This window comes from Aestuariibacter salexigens DSM 15300 (genome assembly GCF_000429145.1).
In the GTDB taxonomy this organism is placed as follows: Bacteria; Pseudomonadota; Gammaproteobacteria; order Enterobacterales; family Alteromonadaceae; genus Aestuariibacter; species Aestuariibacter salexigens.
The window spans coordinates 62305-83009 of record NZ_AUBH01000006.1 but is presented as its reverse complement, the minus strand read 5'-3'; the positions used below and the strand labels follow the sequence as shown (position 1 = coordinate 83009).

Genomic DNA, 20705 nt, shown 5'->3' with positions numbered 1-20705 from the left:
TCCGCTTTATCTCTCACAGATCCCGCCTTAACGCATTTGCAACATCTTTTCTAACAACTGTGTTACATCTGATATTCGCTAAAGTCGCGCGTCATGTTTATGGCGTCGATGTTAACGGGGACACGATTGAAGAGCACAACAACATCACGGCCACTCTTCAATACGGACATTTTTTCGGAGAACACCATGGTCAAACCAAGCGTTAAGTCGCTGTCACAACTTTTCTCAGCAAGCGCACTGTCGCTGGCATTACTGGGATGCGGTGGAGATATTACTGCCGACACTGACACAGATGCTGTCAATCCCGCTGTGCCTGTCAGTGATTGGCAACTAGTCTGGAGTGATGAGTTCGATGGCGATGAAATAGACACGAGCAACTGGAATTTTGAAGAGAACTGCCAGGGCGGCGGAAACAATGAGAAGCAGTGTTACACTGCAGATCCTTCAAATGCCTATGTTAGCGATGGCATGCTAAACATCGTTGCTCGACCTGCCGAGCCTGACTCACAACCATTGCCATACACGTCGGCCCGTCTGACCACGCAGGGTAAACAAGAGTTTACTTATGGCCGCATTGAAATGCGCGCCCAACTGCCGAGCGGACAGGGTACCTGGCCAGCATTCTGGATGCTGAACAGTGAAATCGATGGAGTGGGTAGCGATCGCTGGCCTATCAAAGGCGAAATTGACATCATGGAAGCGGTGAACCTTGGTGAGCCAAAGCCTGATGGCGGTGTTCAAACTGATATTTTCGGTACGCTGTATTACGGTAATCCGTTCCCTAACCAGAGCAACACAGGTCGCGGATACACGCCTCCTGATGGTGTCAATCCTGCTGACGGATTCCATACTTACGCTATTGAATGGCAGGAAGGTGAAATTCGCTGGTACATGGATGATTATTTGTATGCTACACAGCGTCAGTCAACAGTACGCTATAACAGCCAGGGCGAGGCTATTGGTCTGAGTCATAAAGGCTGGTTTATGCCTGGTTTCGATCCAATTACCGGTGAAGAAACAAACTTCTACACTGCTGCGCCATTTAATGAAGACTTCTACGTTATTCTGAATCTGGCCGTGGGCGGTGATTTCCCAGAAAACTTCAACCGTGGTGGCGTTGACCCAGCGGTATTTGAAGAAGGTCAAAAGTTCGTCATTGACTACGTACGTGTTTACGAATGTTCTGTTGACCCTGTAACAGGCAAAGGTTGTGACACCGTGCGCGGTGGCTATGCTAACGACTATGAGGCGGGTGCACCAGATACCGCAAGCTCTGGCTCATTGCTAGAAGGTGAAGCGCCTTCTCCGACGCCTCCTGCACCACCTGTTGCACAGCCTCTGACCATTTTTGACGATGGCGAAAACCCAGATTGGCCTTTATGGGACTGCTGTGGTGGTACTACGCCTGAAGTCGTGATGGACGACGCTGTACATGGCGCTGTGGCTGAATTCCAGATCCTGGATAACGCCGGAACGGTGCTAGGTTTCAACAGCCGTCTTGGTGAATCAGGTGAACCCTTCAATGCAGGCGGTTTCCTTGATAACGGCAATTTGTCGTTTGAGATGAAAGTGGTCAATCCTCCAACGGCTGCAACAACATGGTTGCTGAAAGTCGAGGCAGATGGCAATACATCATTCGCGGAAGTGCCGCTGAATACTTCTTTAGAAGGTCAGGACCCAGTTGCTGGTGAATGGCAAACTTATACATTCCCAATTAAAGACCTGTCAGATGCGGGTCTGGATGTGGGCGCAATTGACGTAATTATGATCTTCCCAGCCTGGGCAACCGGTGAGGGAGCACAATATCGCGTCGACAACGTTAAGATTGGTGCGGACGAATTCAGCTTCCCAAGTCTGGTGCTGTTTGAAGATGGTGAAAACCCAGAGTGGCCTCTGTGGGATTGCTGCGGTGGTACCACACCAGCGCAAGTCGAAGATGATGCAGAACATGGCACGGTTGCTGAGTTCCAGATTAACGACAATAACGGTACGGTCCTTGGTTTCTATAGCCGTGACGCCGGCCAGCCGTTTGACGCTTCAGCACTGCTAACCGAAGGTGTGTTTGAATTCGAAATGAAGGTGGTCAATCCACCAACAGCAGACACTACCTGGTTGATCAAGCTTGAAGCGGGCGGCAATACCTCGTTTGCTGAAGTACCAGTAACAACAAGCGTACAGGGCGAAGCACCTCGTGTTGGCGAGTGGCAGACCTACACCTTCCCGCTGATTGATTTGTCAGATGCTGGGCTAGACGTAAGTGAAATTGACGTCGTGATGATCTTCCCTGCCTGGGCAACGGGTGAGGGTGCGGTTTATCGCGTCGACAATGCCAAGATTTACAACCCTAATGCGTCTGGTGGCCCAAGCGGTCCACTGCTGGAAGTCTTTGCTGACGGTCCAAACGAAGGCTGGCCTCTGTGGGATTGCTGTGGTGGCACAACACCAGAAGTGGTGATGGATGATGCCGAACACGGTGCAGTGGCTGAATTCCAGATTCTGGATAACAACGGTACGGTACTGGGTTTCTTCAGCCGTGACGCTGGCGAACCTTTCAATGCCAACTCTATTCTGACCACGGGTGTATTCCAGTTCGAGATGAAGGTAGTTAATCCTCCGACGTCTGACACCACTTGGTTGATGAAAATAGAAGCGGACGGCAATACATCTTTTGCAGAACTGCCTCTTAGCAGCAGCCAGGAAGGTGTTGCCCCAGTCGTTGGTGAATGGCAGACCTATACATGGTCACTACTTGACCTGTCAGATGCTGGCCTGGACGTTGGTGCCATCGACGTCATTATGATGTTCCCGGCCTGGGCTACAGGTGAAGGTGCGGTGTATCGCGTCGACAATGTATACATCGGTAATCCGTCTGATATCAGCGGTGACAGCAGCGGCGGCGGAAGCGAGGCAGCACTGACTCTGTTTGCTGACCAGGTTAACGAAGGCTGGCCACTGTGGGATTGCTGTGGTGGCACTACGCCGACTGTTGAAATGGACGATGCTGAACACGGTGCAACGGCTGAATTCCAGATTCTGGATAACGCTGGCACAGTGCTGGGCTTCTTCAGCCGCGATGCAGGCGAACCGTTTAACGCAGAAGACATGCTGACAACTGGAGTATTCCAGTTTGAAATGAAAGTAGTCAGCATGCCAGATGCGGCAGATACGCCTTGGTTGCTGAAGATTGAAGCAGACGGCAATACGTCATTTGCTGAAGTTAATCTCAACACGAGCATCGAAGGCCATGTTCCAGTCGAAGGTGAATGGCAGACCTACACGTTTGACCTGCTTTCACTGTTTGACGCTGGCCTTGATTTAAGCGCTATTGATGTAGTGATGGTCTTCCCCGCGTGGGGTACGGGTGGCGGTGCTGTGTACCGTCTGGATAACGTGGTGTTCAAAGAACAGTAAACCACAGACCTGAAAACGGTGTCCCGGCTCACTGCTGAATTGCAGTAGGCAGTGAGCAACCTCCGGGACGGGGAAGAAATTAGACATTGAGTAGGTCAAGAATGAGACACACTAACTTTTTGAAAAATCGCTTATCAGTAGCCATTTCCATGCTGCTAAGCACAACGGTACTTGCACCTGTGCATGCCCAAGAGGCGCAAGCTGACGGTGCCGGTGAGGTTGAAGTTATTGAAATCCAGGGTATCCGAGGCAGTTTGGCTCGTTCCCAGGACATTAAACGCGGTTCAACAGGTGTGGTTGACGCCATCTCGGCGGAAGAAATGGGTAAATTCCCGGACACCAACCTGGCAGAATCTCTACAACGTATAACTGGTGTATCGGTAAGCCGTGCCAACAACGAAGGTAGCCAAATCACGGTACGTGGTTTTGGTCCTGAGTTTAACCTGGTGACCTTAAACGGTCGTCAGATGGCAGGTACTGGTTTTACCCGTTCATTTAATTTTGAAAACTTGTCTTCTGAGGGCGTGAAAACCCTTGAGATTTACAAGTCTGCGCGCGCAGATGTGCCCACTGGCGGTCTGGGGGCAACGGTTAATATCATCACTAACCGACCTATCGCCAGCCCGGGTGAAAAGTATACCTTTATGGCGAAAGGCATCCACGATACGTCAAATGAGACGGGAGAAGATGTAACGCCAGAATTTGCCGGTCTATACAGCAACACCTTTGCTGATGACATGTTCGGTGTATCAGTCAACTTCTCTTACCATCGTCGAGACTTCCAGCGTCAGGGCGCTAATGTGCGTTCATGGCAGCTGAATCCAAGCTTCTCTGGTGAACAGGATGTGATTGATAACCGTCCAACTGACGGCAATGGTAATCCGGCAGAGATTTTCTGGATACCGAATGCAGAAGGTGTGCTGGAGCCAACTGCCGCGATGTTCTTCCCACAGGAAATCAGTTTCAATATTGATGATCTGCAGCGAGAGCGTGTAAACGGAATGGTAACGCTGCAGTTTGCACCAACAGACGACTTGATTTTCACTGTTGATCACACCATAAGTGACACCTTAACAACCAATGATTCACTTGGTTGGGGTCTGTGGAATGGTTCGTTTGGCGGAAACGCTAACGCCTATGAACTGGATGAAAACGGCACAGCCATTTACTACAACTCATCAGGTGATGACGGTTCGTTCACTCGCTTCAGAGAAACCGGCGAAGTCGATTCTAAGGCCACAGGCATTAACATCGAATGGTTTGCTACAGATTCATTGAATTTCCGCTTTGATGCACACACGTCCAAAACCAATACCGATAACGGATTGGATAAGGGACTGGGTGCGCAAGCTCGCGTAATTCTGGGTTCACCAAATCTGTTCGATAAGGAATACTTTTTCCGCACAGGTGATATTCCGGGCTTTAACATCAACTGGGCTAACGGTAGCCAGGAAATCAGCGCAAACGAGATTGGTACCAACTTCAGTATCTTTACCAGAACACCAGGTGAGTCTGAAGTCACTCAATATCAGTTTGACGGTGAGTGGATGCCAGATATCGGTTATGGCTTGACCAACGTAAGGTTCGGTGCCGCATGGACAGAGCAGTCTCTGTCTGGCTCCGGTGGCTCGAACAACGCTGAAGCTCCTGGGTTCGGTACTGGCGTATTCGCAGAAATCTTCCCAGACAGCATGTTTACCCGTGTTGATTTGAGCGATTTCATGGACGAGTTCTCATTCGCAAACGGCGGTGTTGCACCTGGTTATACCTACACCTTTAACCTGGATGAAGCGTTCACTCGTCAGGCAGCATATCTCACTGCAGATGTGGTCGGAAGCGACGTATATGAAGTGGGTTCATTTGGTCCTGAGAACTTCCCAGTTAACCGTATCGACGAAGAAACGTTGAGTCTTTACGTGTCTACATCATGGGAATTTGAGATTAGCGACTACTATGTCGACGTGAACCTGGGTCTACGTTATGAAGAAACAGACGTTGTCAGTCCTGCCAAGAGTCGTGTTCCAGAGTTAGTTTACTGGGCCAGTGGCTCTGAGTGGATTACACAATTTGCCAGCGGTGGTGAGGTTCAGGAAGTTGAATTCACTGGTAACTACGATCTGCTGTTGCCAATGCTCGACATAAAACTGGATATCACTGACGAACTGGTAGGTCGCTTCTCAACCGGTCAGACGATCACTCGTCCGACACTGGGTAACATGCTTGGCTTCCTTGCCCTTACGCCATCACCGAAGATTGGCTCAAGAACAGGTAGTCGTGGTAACCCTAACCTGAAGCCGTTTAAATCTACTAACTTGGATCTTTCACTGGAATATTACTATGACGATGCCAGCTATGCGGCCATCGGTCTGTTCTGGAAAGATGTAGAAGACTGGATTGATAACACTCAGGTCACTACCACGTTCGAAGGTCTGCATGACGTTTACCTCGGCGGGCGTTGGAACGCAGCAGTGACAGCGATTGAAGGGCGCGGCGAGCAGGCAACTGACGCAGCAATCTTTGCAGAGATTGTCGCTAACGGCGTTGGCATCGGTGAAAACAATCGCATCCTGCCTGATCCTGCAACAGACCCGCTGATCGAGTGGACCATCAGTTCTCCAGAAAACGTTGGCTCTCGTAAGGTGAACGGTTTGGAATTCGCAGTGCAGCACGTGTTCGGTGATTCAGGCTTCGGTACCGGGTTCAACATGACCTTGGTAGACGGTGACGTTGAGTATGACAACTATATTCTCGCCGCACAGGCCATTCTGCCTGGCTTGAGTAACTCTGCTAACTGGCAGGGCTTCTATGAGAAAGATGGTCTGTCCGTTAAGCTGACTGCAGCATGGCGTGATGAGTACCTGATAGCTCAAGGTCAGCCAGATACCAGTGATGCACCACCACAGTATTTCGAAGAATATCTGCAGTGGGATCTGAGCGTGAACTATGACGTGACAGACAACCTGACTGTGTTCTTCGAGGGCATCAACCTGACCAATGAGACTGAACGTCGATTCGGTCGCTTTGAGCGTCAGTTCCTGAGCGCCGCTCAATATGGTCCAAGGTATGCGCTTGGTGTGAGATATTCATTCTCTGAGTGATATCTGTAAAAGTGATAAAAGCCGCCCAGTGAAGGGCGGCTTTTTACACTCGATCTAACAACCTGTCATAGCGTTAAAAATAACAATAAAAAACAGCATCCCTACAACAACGTCGTAACAGCAACGAACCGCACCTGCGTGCAGGTGATATAGAGAGACACTGAGACAGATGAGCGCGTTATTTGCGCCTGACAGCGATGCGATGCAACGTGCATTGGCGCTGCTGGCTGACATGTCATTTGAAGAAAAGCTGGGCCAGATGAACCAGGTTAATGGCGATGGTGGCCATATATCCGGTGATCTCGCGCAGGCTATTCGAGAAGGTCGTGTCGGTTCCGTTATCAACGAAGTCAACCCTGACATTATCGTGCAGTTACAGCGCATTGCGGTGCACGAAAGTCGATGTGGCATTCCCTTATTAATTGGCCGGGACGTGATCCACGGCTTCAAAACCATTTTTCCTATTCCGTTAGGGTTAGCCTCCAGCTGGTGCCCAGACACCATCGAGTCTGCTGCCCGAATCAGTGCGCTTGAAGCGTCAGAGATTGGCATCAACTGGACGTTCTCTCCCATGATTGATATCTGCCGCGACCCGAGGTGGGGGAGAGTGGCTGAGTGTTTTGGCGAAGACCCTGTGCTCTGTTCCACATTGGCAGTCGCCATGGTTAAGGGCTATCAAACTGACGATCTGGCTAGTCAGGGTGCCATCGCCGCCTGCGCCAAGCATTTTGTGGGTTATGGTGCCTCTGAAAGTGGCCGAGACTACAACACCACCAACATCAGCGAGCATGATTTACGCAATGTGCACATGCCATCCTTCCATGCTGCCAGCAACAATAACGTCGCGACATTTATGACCTCATTTAGCGATGTTAACGGCGAACCCGTTAGCGCAAATAAATGGTTACTGACTGACGTATTAAAAGATGAGTGGCATTTCGGCGGGCTGGTGGTCAGTGACTGGGCATCTGTGCATCAGTTAACCGTGCATGGTATCGCCGGTTGTGACCGTCATGCCGCTGAGCTGGCTATTAATGCCGGTGTGGATATGGAGATGGTCAGCGCGACCTTTATTAGCTACGGCCATCAGTTAATTCACGAAAATAAAGTACAGCAGCAGCGAATCGACCAGGCTGTGGCACGGATTCTGGCGGTTAAGTTCGCGCTGGGGTTATTTGATCAGGGTGTGACTAATCTGCCAGCACCCAAACATAACCTCGCTGCACATCTCGACGCGTCACGAGTGTGTGCGGAAAAGAGTTGTGTGCTGCTTAAAAATCAATCACATACATTGCCTTTGAATACCGACAAATTAAATTCTGTCGCGCTGCTTGGCATGTTGGCAGATGATGATTACGAGCAGCTGGGTACCTGGATTTTTGATGGAGATATCACCCGCAGCTGTACCTTGCATCAGGGGCTGCGCAACGTACTTCCTGACCACGTCGCCATTAATTATCACAAGGTTTTCGATAACACTCGTGATTGCGACACAAAACATATTCCTGATGCGATTACTCTGGCATCAGCAAGCGATGCGGTGATTGTATGCGTAGGCGAGGAAGCCATTCTGTCTGGCGAGGCGCATTGTCGCGCAGAGTTGGGGTTGCCAGGTGCACAACAACAGCTGATTAATGCGCTTTCTGAGCATCTGAGCAGTAAAGGCGTTCCGCTGATATTGGTGGTCATGGCAGGCCGTCCTCTGGCCATTGAATCAGCCGTGCAACAGGTTGATGCATTATTGTATGCCTGGCACCCGGGATCGATGGGCGGGGCGGCCATAGCCAATTTGCTGGTGGGCAACGCGGTACCTTCCGGCAAATTACCCATTACCTTCCCGCGTAAAGTGGGGCAAATTCCCATTTATCATTCCGTTAAACCGGGCGGTCGACCGGTTAATCGAGACAATTTTGTGCATATGGATGCCTTTCCGATGCGCGCTGAGCAAACGTCTCTGGGTATGTCGTCTTCACACATGGATACCGATTTTACGCCGCTATTTCCGTTTGGGTTCGGTCTTTCCTACACCCACTTCGCCTATCACGACGTGATTCTGGATAACCTGTTACTACATACAGGCGATACGCTTGGGGTCAGCCTAGCTGTGACCAACCAGGGACACGTTGCTGGCGATGAGGTGGTGCAGCTGTATATCCGCGATCATGTGGCCAGTGCAACACGACCAGTCAGAGAGCTTAAAGCATTTCAACGCGTTTCATTGCAGCCAGGAGAGACACAACGGGTTAAATTTCATTTGCCCGCCGATGAGCTGGCCTTTTTTGATGCCAGAGGGAAACGCTGTCTGGAGCCAGGCACATTCACGTTGTGGGTGGGCGGAGATAGCAATGCTGCATTGTGTGCAGACTTTGAACTGGTAGGAGAGGTGGCCTGATGCGTGCCGCTCGGATGCAATATTACCGTAAACAGGCAAAAGTACTGCTCAGACAGCTGACCCTTGAGCAGAAAGTGGGGCAGATGATCCTGGCCGATCACACTACCTGTTCGCCACGGGATGTGCATGACTTTCACCTTGGTGCAGTAATGAGTTCTGCCGGTTCGTGTCCGGGGGATAACCAGATTGAAGACTGGTTAACATTACAGGATGCACTATGGAGTGCGTCAACGCAGCGCGAAGACGCCCTTACTGCCATTCCACTTTTATATGGACTGGATGCGATTCACGGCAATGCTAACGTCAGCGGCGCAACCATCTTCCCGCACAATATCGGTTTGGGTGCTACGCAATGTGATGCAGATATTGAGCGTGTCGCCAAAGTGACGGCAGATGAGGTAAGAGCCATTGGTGCGAATTGGATATTTGGACCCAACCTGGCCATTGCGCAGCATTATCACTGGGGGCGGACCTATGAAAGCGTCTCTGAAAAGCCCGATGTAGTAGCAAGGTTCGCCGATACCTACATCAGAGCCATGAATAAAGAGCGGCTGCAATATCCGATTCTGGCGTGTGCTAAACACTGGGTAGGCGATGGCGCGACCGAATACGGTATCGAACAGGGTGACGCGCGGATGTCGCTGGCAGAGCTGGAACAGCACATGCGTCCCTTTATCGCTGCGATTGACGCAGGGGCGTTAAGTATCATGGTCTCCTTCAGCAGTTGGAATGGTGACAAGTGTCACGCTCATGAGTTCCTTGTTACTGAGTACCTGAAGCAGCAACTTGATTATCAGGGCTTTGTGCTGTCGGATATGCAGGGTATCAACTTTGTCGATGACGACTTTTACACAGCGGTCGGACAAAGCGTCAACGCGGGCATTGATATGTTTATGATGCCGCAAAACTGGCGGATTTTCCGCGACCATCTGCTGCGTCATATTGAACTTGGGACTATATCCATGGGCCGCATCAACGATGCGGTGGAACGGATCCTGACCGCCAAAGTAGCGATGAACTTGTTTGAGCAGCAGCGTCCCAGCTGTCGTAGTCTGACCTATCGGGATAAGTTTGGTAGTGCAGAGCATCGTCAGCTAGCGCGTCGGGTGGCAACAGACTCTTGCGTGTTAGTTAAGAATAACCCAGGCACATTACCTATATCTGTACACAAACGGGTATTAGTCACGGGTAAGAACGCTAACCATGCTGGTAGCCAGTGTGGCGGGTTTACGCTTGAATGGCAGGGGGTTGAAGATAACCGCCCATTACCCGGCGTCACCACGCTTTGGCAAGGCATCAAAGACAAATTCGATACTGCTCAGCTGGTGTCTGAAGCTCAGCTGTCAGACGTTAAAGGCGACGATTATGATGTTGCTGTGGTAGTCGTTGGTGAGAGACCTTACGCGGAAGGGTTAGGCGATATTCGTTATAGCGACAGGATATTGATAGAAGCCGGTAGCAAGATCAAAGGGGAGGTCACCATACAGCCACCCTATGGTCGCAGTCTGGTTTTGTCTGAGTTGCACTCTGAAGATTTGGCTACCATCAATACACTAAAGCAAAAAGGCATGACAGTAATAACCGTTTTAATTACCGGCAGACCACTGGTGATTGACGCTGAATACGATGCGTCAGATGCGCTGGTTGTTGCCTGGCTGCCGGGCTCTGAAGGTGGCGCCGTCGCTGATTTATTGTCGGGCTGCGCTGATTTTACCGGCAGGTTGTCATTTAGCTGGCCGAGCCTGCGCCCGGCATTGGAAAATACTGGCACGCAGAGGTTTAATAAGCCTGCCTACTATGTTGTGTGGCCACCTGGTTACGGTTATGGATATCAACTGACCATGCCCCCGGACAGCGCGGCTATGGTCGCGAAATAATACTTTTCATAAAAATAACGTCATCTTCAATGGCGATGAAGGAATACTATGCTTGAGAATAAGCGAACACTTTATTACACACTGATTGTGTCACTGGGCGGATTTATCTTTGGTTTTGACGCGTCGGTGATATCAGGTGCCGTAGGCTTTGTTGCCAATGAATTTGAGCTGACAGCCTGGCAGCAGGGATTTGTCGTAAGCTCACCCACACTGGGTGGCATTATTGCAACCTTCACCGCAGGCGCTATATGCGATGCGATAGGACGGCGTAAAACACTCATTATTATTGCCTTTCTGTATCTGATTTCAGCGTTGGCATCAGCATTGGCAGTTGATTACTGGATGCTGATTGCGGCCCGTTTCATAGGCGGTATGGCATTCTGCTCACTAATGATTGCGCCGATTTACATTGCCGAAATCAGTGCACCAGAACATCGCGGTAAAATGGTATCAGTGAACCAGTTTAATATCGTACTGGGTTTCTCTGTCTCGTATTTCAGTAACTATTACTTATTGCAATTTAGCCAGAGCGGTTTGCCACTGGTGGCTGAGTTGGGACTTGATCAGCAACTGTGGCGATGGATGCTGGGCATGGAGATTGTCCCGGCGCTGTTGTGGTTTGTATTGTTGTTTACCATTCCGCGTAGCCCGCGCTGGTTGATGATGAAGGGATACCAGCAGGAAGCGGAGAATACCTTGGCACGGTTATTTACTACTGGCCAGATGACAGAACAGTTGGCACAAATACGGGCGTCGGTGGGGCAAAAGCAGGAAGCGCTGATGACGCGCCTGAAATTTTTATTCAGTCACAGGATGCGCTTCCCTATCTTTATTGGTCTTATTGTCGGTATTGCACAGCAGGTAACCGGCATCAACGTGATCTTTTTCTATGCTCCCACTATTTTTGAACAAAGTGGGGTGGGCACTAATGCCGCCTTTATGCAGGCCGTGTGGATAGGTATTGTCAATGTGGTATTTACCGTTGTGGCAATGGCGACTATCGACAGATTTGGCAGAAAACCATTACTCATTATTGGCTTAAGTGGCGTGATTATCAGTATGACAGTATGCGCCTGGGGCTTTAAGCAAGCTACCTATAGCCTTGATGATTCAGCCATTTCGGCAGTAGTTGCCAAGTATGATGGTCTGGAAGCGCGCCAGTTTGCCACTGTGAAAGACGTGCAGTTTGATTCTGACGTTGCATTCAAGAATGCCATGATTGGGGTATTAGGCGACAAGCAGTTCAATCAGTATCAAAGCGATATTTTGGCTGAGGCTAGCCAAATTAACGCCAAGCTTATTCTGTTTGGCATCATCGCGTTCGTCGCGTCTTTTGCGATGTCGCTAGGGCCGGTCATGTGGGTGATGTTCTCTGAAATCTTCCCCAACCATATACGCGGCATCGCCATCTCAGCGGTTGGTGTGGTAAACAGTCTGGTTAGCTTCCTTGTGCAACTGGTGTTTCCATGGGAGTTGGCAAACCTGGGCGCGGCACTGACGTTCATGAGTTATGGCGCATTTGCCTTTATCGGTCTGGTGCTGGTGTTGAAATATCTGCCCGAAACAAAGGGCAAGAGTCTTGAAGAGTTGGAGCAGAAGCTCGTATAAGTTCGCAAAGTGCCGGCACCTCCAGCAAATATTTGCTGATTTTGGCTGGTATTCACTCCTCAGGTAAAATACTCTCACAATTGGAAGCCTGAGCTGATAAGCACAGGCTGTTTGTTGTTTGTCTGTAACTTTTTTCAACCTATGTGTACGCTAGCGTCCCTTTTCATTTCCCGTTTTATTATGGTTTCCTGCAGGACCAAGTGTGTCTATGTTTAGGTTACTGTTCCTTATTTTTGTGGCATTGGTGGCACTTTCGGTTACTGCCATTTTTCTGGCTGTTGAAAAAGTACCTCATGTCGTCGTTGACAGTAGTCAGCAGATTGAAAGTGCTGACTCGGTTAGTGCACTACTGACACAAGTGCGTAATACAGTGCGGGATAGGCACCGCAGTCAGACACTGTTTATCACCCGAGAGCAACTCAACAGCCTCGCTGGCGTGCTACAGAGAGCGCGACCTGACATTGTTTCCCAGGTCTCTTTGTATCAGGACAGTGCCATAGTCAAACTCAGCTATCAGTTACCAGCGCCATTGACGGGACGTTTTCTGAATATCAGCATTCCCATTCTGGCAGCGGATAAGCTGGTGCTAGGGGCTGTCGATCTCGGCAGTCTGACGCTGCCAGGTGATTGGGTATTGCGGGCACTGACCTGGTTTGGCGACTGGTATACAAACAGCAGTATTGCCACCCAAAGTCTTCAACAAATCCGCTCGATTGATTTTGATGAGGCGCAGGCGAGGGTGCAAGTTGGGCCTGTCGATACGCTAATTCAAGCCCTTAAGGCGTCGACAAATGGCTTGGGCAGCGACGCTAACGAAGAGCTGCGTAAACGCACAGCACATTACGTCAGCTATCTGAATCGTTTACCACCTGAATTTAGTCTACAAGAACGAAGTCTGGCGGATTATATGCAAAAAGTGATGGCTGAAGCATATCGCCGCACGCAAGAGGGAGAAGTGGTCAGGGAAAATGAAGCAGCGCTATTAGCGTTAGCGATTTACGCTGGCAATCACCGTTTTGCCAGCTTTGTCGGGAACGTTCAACATTCTCCGGATAAAGCCGCTCGCCCACTGCGCTGGCCGGTATTGGCAGGACGTCAGGATTTGTCTTTGCACTTCCTTTATTCACTGGCAATAAAGCTGTTGTCAGAGCAGGGGATCAGTGTGGCTATTGGTGAGTTCAAGGAGCTGATGGACAGATCCCCAAGCGGCAGCGGCTATAGTTTTGTGGATATGGCAGCAGACCTTGCTGGTGTCGAGCTGGCACTGGTAGCCACAGATCCTGTCACCGCACCACTGGTGCAGGAGCGACTGGCTCTCGGTCAGTCGGAAGTGGTATTTTTCCCAGATATCAATGGGCTACCTGAAGGTCTGGATAAACAAGGTTTCGCTGAACGATTCGGCGCAGTGGATAGCCCGGAGTACAGGGCTATGATGGAAGATATCCGCCAGCGTATACTACGTTTGCCGTTGTATTCGTCTTGACGGTGAAAGCGTTACAGCATTTTTTCTATTGAGCGGTATAACTCTGTCGCTTCTTCTGCACTTAAGTTGTTACGCTGTGCCGCTCCTACTGAGCTGCTAACCCGCACGTAATCATTTGTGCTGGTGTCGGCATCATCATCGTCAGTGCTCTGGCGTTGCTCTAAGCTTTCGCGACGCTGCTGCTGGATCTGCTCATTTTGCTGCAAAATGCGCGCCTGCGGTGACAATTCAACGTCCGGTTGATTCGCTCTGCCAATACCAAAGGCGTTTACCTCATTCGCTTGCGCAGTAGAGGCTGTTGATGTTGTTCTGATTGTATTGTTCAGCGTGTCGCTGACCGGACGAATATCCATCTCACCCTCCCACTAAACAAAATGGATATACCAGTAATTATGGTTATTGTTGGCTAAAAAACAAGCGCTTTGCGATTCGCCCCAGCTTATTGCTGTTTAACCACCTCATCGAATTGCGCCAGTGTACGTAACATCAATTCGATTTTTTTCACCAGCGCCGGTAGTTTTTCTTTGACATCCTGCTCCGGCTGGGTAGACAGAGACGCGACTTCCATTGCCAGCTCTTCTACATAGGGCTTGAATTGCTTTGCCTGCGTCGTAAAGCCTGCGTCTTCGCTGAAGATAACTTTGAACTTACCTTTACCTGTGCGCTGCAATTGTTCAATCGCAGCGTCAGCGTCTATCGATTTGCGATAGATGGTTTGCATATTGTCGGTGAGAGTGGAAAAAAGCTGCTGCACAGCGGGCCTCCGGAAAAAGATAAAAAATGTTTTAAAAAAAGCTAAAGAAGGCTTAAGTCCGGTCGATAACAAACCGAAGGCGGGCAATTTTGCCTGTTTTTTAACTTTGCAACAAGCAACTAAGGTAATTGGTATGGAACTACAAGGTCCTGGACCCTCTGGAACGTCCGACGCGACGCTAGCGACCAAGTCCCTGCAGCTGGCTAAACAGCAGCAGGAACAGGAAGGTCAGGCGACGCTTCAGCTGCTCGAATCAGCGGCTGGCGTACCAACTGCAACTTCTGATGATCCATCTAAAGGGTCGATCATCAATACATACGCCTAATCAGGTGTGAAGTTGTAGGTCTACCGGTGTCTTGCCGGGTTGGCCACCAATCTCTCGGACGAGTTTGGGAACCAAATAGCCCGGCTGACGCCGAATTACGTCGGCCATGATCTCTCTGGCACGATGTTCGTCCACATCAAAATGCGCGGCACCACTGACTTTATCAAGCATATGCAGGTAGTAAGGCAAAACGTCTGCCTCAAATAACGCCTCATGCAATGCAACCAGGTCATTGGCGCTGTCATTTATCCCCTTTAACAATACTGCTTGATTAAGCAACGTCACACCTGCATCACGTAATGAAGCCAGACTGTTCTTTAGCTCAGCATTTATTTCATTTGCGTGGTTGATATGTAGCACCATGATAGGTTTCAGCCGCGAGCGAGTAAGCCAGCTCAATAACGCAGTAGTGACCCGCGATGGAAGTACCACGGGGAGTCTGGTGTGAATTCGCAGTCGCGTCAGGTGAGGTATGTCAGCGAGACGAGTGGTCATCCATTCCAGGTGGTTATCGTCTGCCATTAACGGATCACCGCCTGAGTATATGACTTCGTTCACTTCTTGATGAGTCCTGATGTAATCGAAGACTGGCTCCCAGCTGCGCTTATTGAGCTGATGCTCAGCGTAAGGAAAATGACGTCTGAAACAATATCGGCAGTTCACCGCACATCCGGTTCTTACCATTAACAGCACGCGACTGGCATATTTATGCAACAAGCCTTTTTGCGGGGCGCTCTGCTCTTGCACTGGATCTGACGAAAACCCGTTCACCTCCAAAAATTCATCACGGTGGGGCATCACCTGTCTGAGCAAAGGGTCGTCCCAATTGCCTTTTTGCATCCGTTGTACGAAAGAGCGAGGCACGCGCATAGGGAATAATCGTCGAGCCTCGCTATCTTGCTGATGAGCTGTTTGAGAGAGTTCGAGGTATTCCAACAGCTCTTTAGGTGTCGTAAAGCCCTGGGCTAACTCTTTTTGCCAGTTCTGCTCTACAGTCACGAGGTTTTTCTGTATTATCTGCGCCAACGTTTTTCCCAGTCTAGACAGTCATTAAAGTTACGGTGAATTATGGCGAATTTCAGCACCAATGAATTTAAAGCGGGCCTTAAAATAATGCTCGACGGTGAACCTTGCAACATTCTTGAAAACGAATATGTAAAACCCGGTAAAGGACAGGCGTTTAACCGCGTCAAAATTCGTAAACTGATTTCCGGCAAAGTGCTGGAAAAGACCTTCCGTTCAGGCGAGAGCGTAGAAGGTGCAGACGTATTAGATACTGAACTTGCCTATCTGTATAACGATGGTGAGTTCTATCACTTCATGAATAATGAAACATTTGAGCAAATTGCTGCCGACGCGAAAGCCGTGGGTGAAAATGCCAAATGGCTGGTAGAAAATGACGTGTGCACAATCACGTTGTGGAACGGTAACCCAATTGTTGTGACACCGCCTAACTTTGTCGAACTTGAAATCACGGAAACCGATCCTGGATTGAAAGGTGACACAGCGGGCACGGGCGGTAAGCCGGCCACATTAACTACGGGTGCCGTTGTGCGTGTTCCTCTGTTCGTTCAGACCGGCGAAGTGGTAAAGGTTGATACCCGCAGCGGTGAGTACGTGTCCCGCGCTCAGAAGTAAGTCATGTTCGGCCGTCTTTTGAGGCGGCCCCATCTCTCCACAGCCTCTGTATAACGCGTTATGTCTAATCGACAATATAGTGCTCCGGATGCCAGTGTCGCGACGTTGGCAAAACGCGCCTTTTTTCTGTCTGAGATCAGAGCCTTTTTTGCCCGGCAGGGCGTGATGGAAGTAGAAACACCATTACTTTGCTCCGCCGCGGGCACAGACCCGCATTTACAACCGTTTAGTACCACCTTTATTGGGCCAGATGCTGCACAGGGGCGCACCCTGTATCTGCAAACTTCTCCGGAATACGCAATGAAGCGTCTGCTGGTGGCAGGCAGTGGTCCTATTTATCAAATCTGCAAAGCATTCCGTAATGAAGAGGCAGGCAGAGTACATAATCCCGAATTTACCATGCTGGAATGGTATCGTCCTGGCTTTGACCATTTTCAATTAATGGATGAACTGGATGAATTAGTGCAAACATTGCTTGCGGTGAGCAGTGCAGAACGCATGACTTATCAACAGGCGTTTGTTAGCTATTTATCCGTTGATCCACTCGTGGCTACGCAAAGCGATCTTGCTAATGTTGCGAGCAAACTGGGCTTTGATGACTGGGTTCACGATGAAGACGCAGATACCCTGATGCACCTGCTATTTAGTCATCACGTTGAGCCCAATATTGGCCAGACCCGCCCCTGTTTCATCTATGACTTCCCTGCGTCACAAGCCGCGCTTGCAAGGATATCTGCCAATGACCCCAGGGTATGTGAGCGCTTTGAGCTGTATTTTAAAGGTCTCGAACTTGCCAACGGATTTCACGAACTAAGCAATGCGGATGAACAGCTACGCCGATTTGAACAAGATAACCATAAGCGGCGGCAGGCAGGGAAACCCGAGCTGCCGATTGATGAGTATTTTATTGCAGCACTGCGTCGCGGTTTGTCTGATTGCTCTGGCGTCGCGGTGGGTGTAGACAGGCTGTTTATGCTACAAGAAAACGCACAACAGATTAGGGATGTGCTGGCGTTTTCTTATTACTCCTGCTGAGAAAGTCATGCCATCCAATGGCGCGCTAATTTCAAAACCTTAGCCGTTTGTCGGCGTCTTTATAGGCTTCTGATAGATTGGTCTAGCTGGTATTGGACGTGGACGAGCATACTGTGTTTTCACTGCGAACTCCTAAACCGAACCAAATAATGACGTGTTATGCTGTCTCATGTTCAACAGCGAGTTTGAGATTACAGTATTGTTTTTACAAAATCCTTACCTAAGTTCAACGCTGCGTTTACCTCGCTGATTCATAAATGAAAATAGTTTTTGCCTATGCTGATTTCGTCTGACCACTATCTGGTTGCCTATGGCAGTTTACTTAGCATTCATAGCCGACAACATTTTTCAGGAGTTACGGCACCGACACTTCCTGTCTCAGTGCGTGGATGGCGCAGAGCATGGATAACGCGCTCTAGCGGCGAGAGGCAGACTTATGTCGGTGCGTTGGCTGATAACAATGGTATGTTTAATGCCGCCATTATTCCTGTCAGTCTCAACCCATCTTTGCATAAGAGGGAGCAGGATTATGAATTTGTTGCAGTCGCGCATGAACAACTTGAGTTGCATGTTGATGAGGCCCATCATGCCAGCATTTCGGGCAGGCTCAGGGACGCAAAAGTATGGATTTGCCAGAGTAGGGAGGCCCAGTTGGCAGAATGGGATTTTCCGATTTACCAGTCTTATGTCGATACCTGCCTATCAGGCTGTCTGGAATCGGGTGTAGAAGACTTTGCCGCACGCTTTGTTCAGTCTACGGCGCATTGGGATACTCACCTGGTAAACGATCGCGCTGCACCAAAATATCCGCGTGCAGCGCCGCTAAAGCCAGATTTTGCGCGTATGATTGATGAGGTAATGGAAAAGTTCGGTGTTGAGCATCATCACGTCAATATGGATTGATACTGACCAAGTCGGGCTTAACGTTCCCGTTCAATACTCAAACTTACATCTATGCGCAGCCCACCTAATGAACTGCTGTGCGATGCTTTTATCTCTCCACCGTGTGCATAAATAGCCCGCGCAGCGATAGCAAGCCCGAGCCCAGCGCCACCTGAATCGCGATCTCGGGCCTCGCTTGTACGGTAAAACGGCGTGAATAATTTAGTGAGGTGCGCATCTGCCACACCGGGACCGTCATCTTCAATAATGACCTGCCAGTGGACTTCATTGTCCTTAACAGTGCGCAATTTTACTTTTTCATGTGCGTATTTGATGGCGTTGCGCAGGATGTTTTCCAATGCACTCGCGATCAACACAGGATCACCGTAAAGGAGAACGCTTTCCCCCTCGTTGTGATTGAAGTTTTTGTGCGCGGCGTCCGCCTCAAATGCGGCATCCTGAAGAATTTGGCTCAGCATGTCGTTACTCTGGAAATGCTCGAATCGCAGAGATTGCTGATTTTCCAGGCGTGCTAATGCCAGTAGTTGTCCGAGCATGGTATCCAACTGGTTCGCTTCTTTGCTGATCCGTTTACACAAAGGATGTGCTTCACCGAATTCATTTTCTGCTAACGTTACGGCAAATTGCATGCGGGTTAACGGCGAGCGCAGTTCATGCGAAATATCAGAAATCATGCGTTTTTGACGCTCCATCATGTCTTCCAGATGCGTCGCCATTACATTAAATTCGCGCGCAAGCTGCCCTATTTCATCACTTCGCAGTGCCGTCTTTATATCTTTAGCTTGCAAATTCCCGGCGCCCATCTGTCGCGCGTGGCGACCTAGGGCAGTCAGTGGCATCACCAGTGAGCGTGCCAGCAAAAAACAAGGCAGTGCGCTGAGCAGTAGGGCAATGCTGAGCAACGCCAATGGGTATTGATCGCGTACCTCACGTAACGGATTGGGAGGAACCATGCGACCCAGAAACAGACTATATTCCTCGCCGTTATAGAAGACCGCTGTGACTGGTCCTATAAATTCAAAATGGCGGAGCCGCAGTGCCACCACTTCATCGCTGGCGTTAGCGCGGACGAATATCGTATTTTCACCGATGTCTCGCAGGGGAATACCACTGATCAACTGATTGTCGCGCTGACGAAGTAGTACAAACAGCTGTCGATTACGTTTGCCGAAGCGCTCCAAAGCGCGTGTCAGGTCACGAGCTTGCGATAAAAGCATAGGTAGCCGGGTCAGCAGTGGTTGGCTTTCTTGCAACCAGCGTTGCTGGTTTTCATTGAGTTCAGTAATCGTGCCTTGCTGATTTCGAGCAATCTCACGGGTGGTGAAGGCCGTCACAGTAACGACTAATATCAGCGTGACCCAGAACCACAGAAAAATTCGGCCAAATAAGTGTTTGGCTGGGTTAAGTTGAAGTAACCAGTTCACTGTAGTGATTCCAGAAATAGGTAACCAGAGCCACGCACGGTACGAATAAGCTCTGTGCTTGAAGTGTCACTCAGCTTCTTCCTTAAGTTACTGATATGCATGTCAATACTGCGATCAAACGGTGCCAGTTTTCTGCCCAGTACCTGCTCGCTGATAACCTCTTTACTGACCAGGGTGCCAGCACGTTGCATCAACAGTTGCAGCGTTGCAAACTCGGTGCCGGTAAGCATCACCTGCTTACCTTCACAACTCACAGACTGACGGCTCGGGTCCAGAATGACAGACGGGCTAGATAGAACCTGTGGCGTATTAACGGCTGTTAACAGTGCCTGGCGACGCAGTAATGCTTTGATGCGAGCCGCTAACTCCCTCGGATTGAAGGGTTTGGGTAAATAGTCATCAGCACCCATTTCCAGACCAAGGATACGATCTAAGTCATCCCCTCTGGCGGTTAGCATGAGCACTGGGGTGATAACGTCGGGCCGAAGCTGACGTAAAACGTCAAAACCGTCCAGTTTTGGCATCATTACATCCAGTAAAATCAAATCATAGCTTCGCGCCCTCGCCATACTTAGTCCAAGCTCACCATCTAACGCATGGGTAATCTCGTATCCCTGAGGGCCGAGAAATTCGGTTACCAGTGTCGCCAGTTCGCGATCGTCATCAATGAGTAAAATGTGAGAGGTCATACATTCTCCTTGCTGACTACTCTAGCGCGTATTTGTCTTTCGAAGTAGCGAATCTACGCGGTCTTTAC

The 20705-nt window shown here is 49.8% G+C and carries 14 protein-coding genes and 1 pseudogene; 10 read left to right on the top strand and 5 right to left on the bottom strand.

Annotated features, from left to right (window positions below):
* Positions 1-186: 186 nt before the first annotated feature.
* From G441_RS18475 to G441_RS0110640, 6 genes and pseudogenes are all read left to right on the top strand, one after another.
* Positions 187-2868: pseudogene (locus G441_RS18475) on the top strand (family 16 glycosylhydrolase); the annotation flags it as partial.
* Between the two features lie 644 nt (positions 2869-3512).
* Positions 3513-6509 (top strand): TonB-dependent receptor, encoded by a 2997-nt coding sequence (locus G441_RS0110660; protein ID WP_026376343.1) that lies wholly within the window; start codon positions 3513-3515, stop codon positions 6507-6509.
* 169 nt (positions 6510-6678) lie between these two features.
* On the top strand, positions 6679-8901 hold the full coding sequence (locus G441_RS0110655; protein WP_026376342.1) for a glycoside hydrolase family 3 N-terminal domain-containing protein: 2223 nt from the start codon (positions 6679-6681) through the stop codon (positions 8899-8901).
* The gene (locus tag G441_RS18470; RefSeq protein ID WP_051275525.1) at positions 8901-10778 is read left to right on the top strand and encodes a glycoside hydrolase family 3 protein; all 1878 of its coding nucleotides are present in this window, start codon (positions 8901-8903) and stop codon (positions 10776-10778) included. The genes G441_RS0110655 and G441_RS18470 overlap by 1 nt, the downstream gene beginning before the upstream one ends.
* Positions 10779-10826: 48 nt before the next feature.
* Positions 10827-12386: a sugar porter family MFS transporter gene (locus G441_RS0110645; protein ID WP_026376341.1), complete on the top strand. Its 1560-nt coding sequence runs from the start codon at positions 10827-10829 to the stop codon at positions 12384-12386.
* A 208-nt stretch (positions 12387-12594) separates the two neighbouring features.
* The gene (locus tag G441_RS0110640; RefSeq protein ID WP_026376340.1) at positions 12595-13869 is read left to right on the top strand and encodes a YfiM family lipoprotein; all 1275 of its coding nucleotides are present in this window, start codon (positions 12595-12597) and stop codon (positions 13867-13869) included.
* An 11-nt stretch (positions 13870-13880) separates the two neighbouring features.
* On the opposite strand, the gene G441_RS0110635 is transcribed toward G441_RS0110640, so the two are convergent.
* Together G441_RS0110635 and G441_RS0110630 are read right to left on the bottom strand one after the other, a co-directional pair.
* Positions 13881-14222 carry a hypothetical protein gene (locus G441_RS0110635; RefSeq protein WP_026376339.1) on the bottom strand — a complete coding sequence of 114 codons (342 nt, stop codon included), beginning with the start codon at positions 14220-14222 and terminating at the stop codon, positions 13881-13883.
* An 86-nt stretch (positions 14223-14308) separates the two neighbouring features.
* On the bottom strand, positions 14309-14623 hold the full coding sequence (locus G441_RS0110630; RefSeq protein ID WP_026376338.1) for a hypothetical protein: 315 nt from the start codon (positions 14621-14623) through the stop codon (positions 14309-14311).
* 133 nt (positions 14624-14756) lie between these two features.
* On the opposite strand from G441_RS0110630, the gene G441_RS0110625 reads away from it, so the two are divergent.
* A complete protein-coding gene (locus G441_RS0110625) occupies positions 14757-14948 on the top strand; it encodes a hypothetical protein (protein ID WP_026376337.1) in 192 nt (63 codons plus the stop codon).
* On the opposite strand, the gene epmB is transcribed toward G441_RS0110625, so the two are convergent.
* Complete coding sequence (gene epmB, locus G441_RS0110620; RefSeq protein ID WP_026376336.1) at positions 14949-15974, bottom strand: EF-P beta-lysylation protein EpmB; 1026 nt, start codon at positions 15972-15974, stop codon at positions 14949-14951.
* Positions 15975-16016: 42 nt separating this feature from the next.
* On the opposite strand from epmB, the gene efp reads away from it, so the two are divergent.
* From efp to G441_RS18465, 3 genes are all read left to right on the top strand, one after another.
* Positions 16017-16586 carry an elongation factor P gene (efp, locus tag G441_RS0110615; protein WP_026376335.1) on the top strand — a complete coding sequence of 190 codons (570 nt, stop codon included), beginning with the start codon at positions 16017-16019 and terminating at the stop codon, positions 16584-16586.
* 60 nt (positions 16587-16646) lie between these two features.
* The gene (gene epmA / locus G441_RS0110610; protein ID WP_026376334.1) at positions 16647-17621 is read left to right on the top strand and encodes an elongation factor P--(R)-beta-lysine ligase; all 975 of its coding nucleotides are present in this window, start codon (positions 16647-16649) and stop codon (positions 17619-17621) included.
* A 276-nt stretch (positions 17622-17897) separates the two neighbouring features.
* Positions 17898-18524 (top strand): hypothetical protein, encoded by a 627-nt coding sequence (locus G441_RS18465; protein ID WP_051275523.1) that lies wholly within the window; start codon positions 17898-17900, stop codon positions 18522-18524.
* Positions 18525-18541: 17 nt separating this feature from the next.
* Here G441_RS18465 and G441_RS0110600 read toward each other — a convergent pair whose 3' ends face one another.
* Positions 18542-19948: an ATP-binding protein gene (locus tag G441_RS0110600; RefSeq protein ID WP_026376333.1), complete on the bottom strand. Its 1407-nt coding sequence runs from the start codon at positions 19946-19948 to the stop codon at positions 18542-18544.
* A complete protein-coding gene (locus G441_RS0110595; RefSeq protein ID WP_026376332.1) occupies positions 19945-20637 on the bottom strand; it encodes a response regulator transcription factor in 693 nt (230 codons plus the stop codon). The genes G441_RS0110600 and G441_RS0110595 overlap by 4 nt, the downstream gene beginning before the upstream one ends.
* Positions 20638-20705: the final 68 nt, after the last annotated feature.

Coding starts and splice junctions, on each gene's coding strand:
- G441_RS18465 (WP_051275523.1), top strand. CDS start 17,898: ATGCTGATTTCGTCTGACCACTATCTGGTTGCCTATGGCAGTTTACTT.
- G441_RS0110625 (WP_026376337.1), top strand. CDS start 14,757: ATGGAACTACAAGGTCCTGGACCCTCTGGAACGTCCGACGCGACGCTA.
- G441_RS0110640 (WP_026376340.1), top strand. CDS start 12,595: ATGTTTAGGTTACTGTTCCTTATTTTTGTGGCATTGGTGGCACTTTCG.
- G441_RS0110660 (WP_026376343.1), top strand. CDS start 3,513: ATGAGACACACTAACTTTTTGAAAAATCGCTTATCAGTAGCCATTTCC.
- efp (WP_026376335.1), top strand. CDS start 16,017: ATGGCGAATTTCAGCACCAATGAATTTAAAGCGGGCCTTAAAATAATG.
- G441_RS0110655 (WP_026376342.1), top strand. CDS start 6,679: ATGAGCGCGTTATTTGCGCCTGACAGCGATGCGATGCAACGTGCATTG.
- G441_RS0110595 (WP_026376332.1), bottom strand. CDS start 20,637: ATGACCTCTCACATTTTACTCATTGATGACGATCGCGAACTGGCGACA.
- G441_RS0110645 (WP_026376341.1), top strand. CDS start 10,827: ATGCTTGAGAATAAGCGAACACTTTATTACACACTGATTGTGTCACTG.
- epmA (WP_026376334.1), top strand. CDS start 16,647: ATGTCTAATCGACAATATAGTGCTCCGGATGCCAGTGTCGCGACGTTG.
- G441_RS0110635 (WP_026376339.1), bottom strand. CDS start 14,222: ATGGATATTCGTCCGGTCAGCGACACGCTGAACAATACAATCAGAACA.
- G441_RS18470 (WP_051275525.1), top strand. CDS start 8,901: ATGCGTGCCGCTCGGATGCAATATTACCGTAAACAGGCAAAAGTACTG.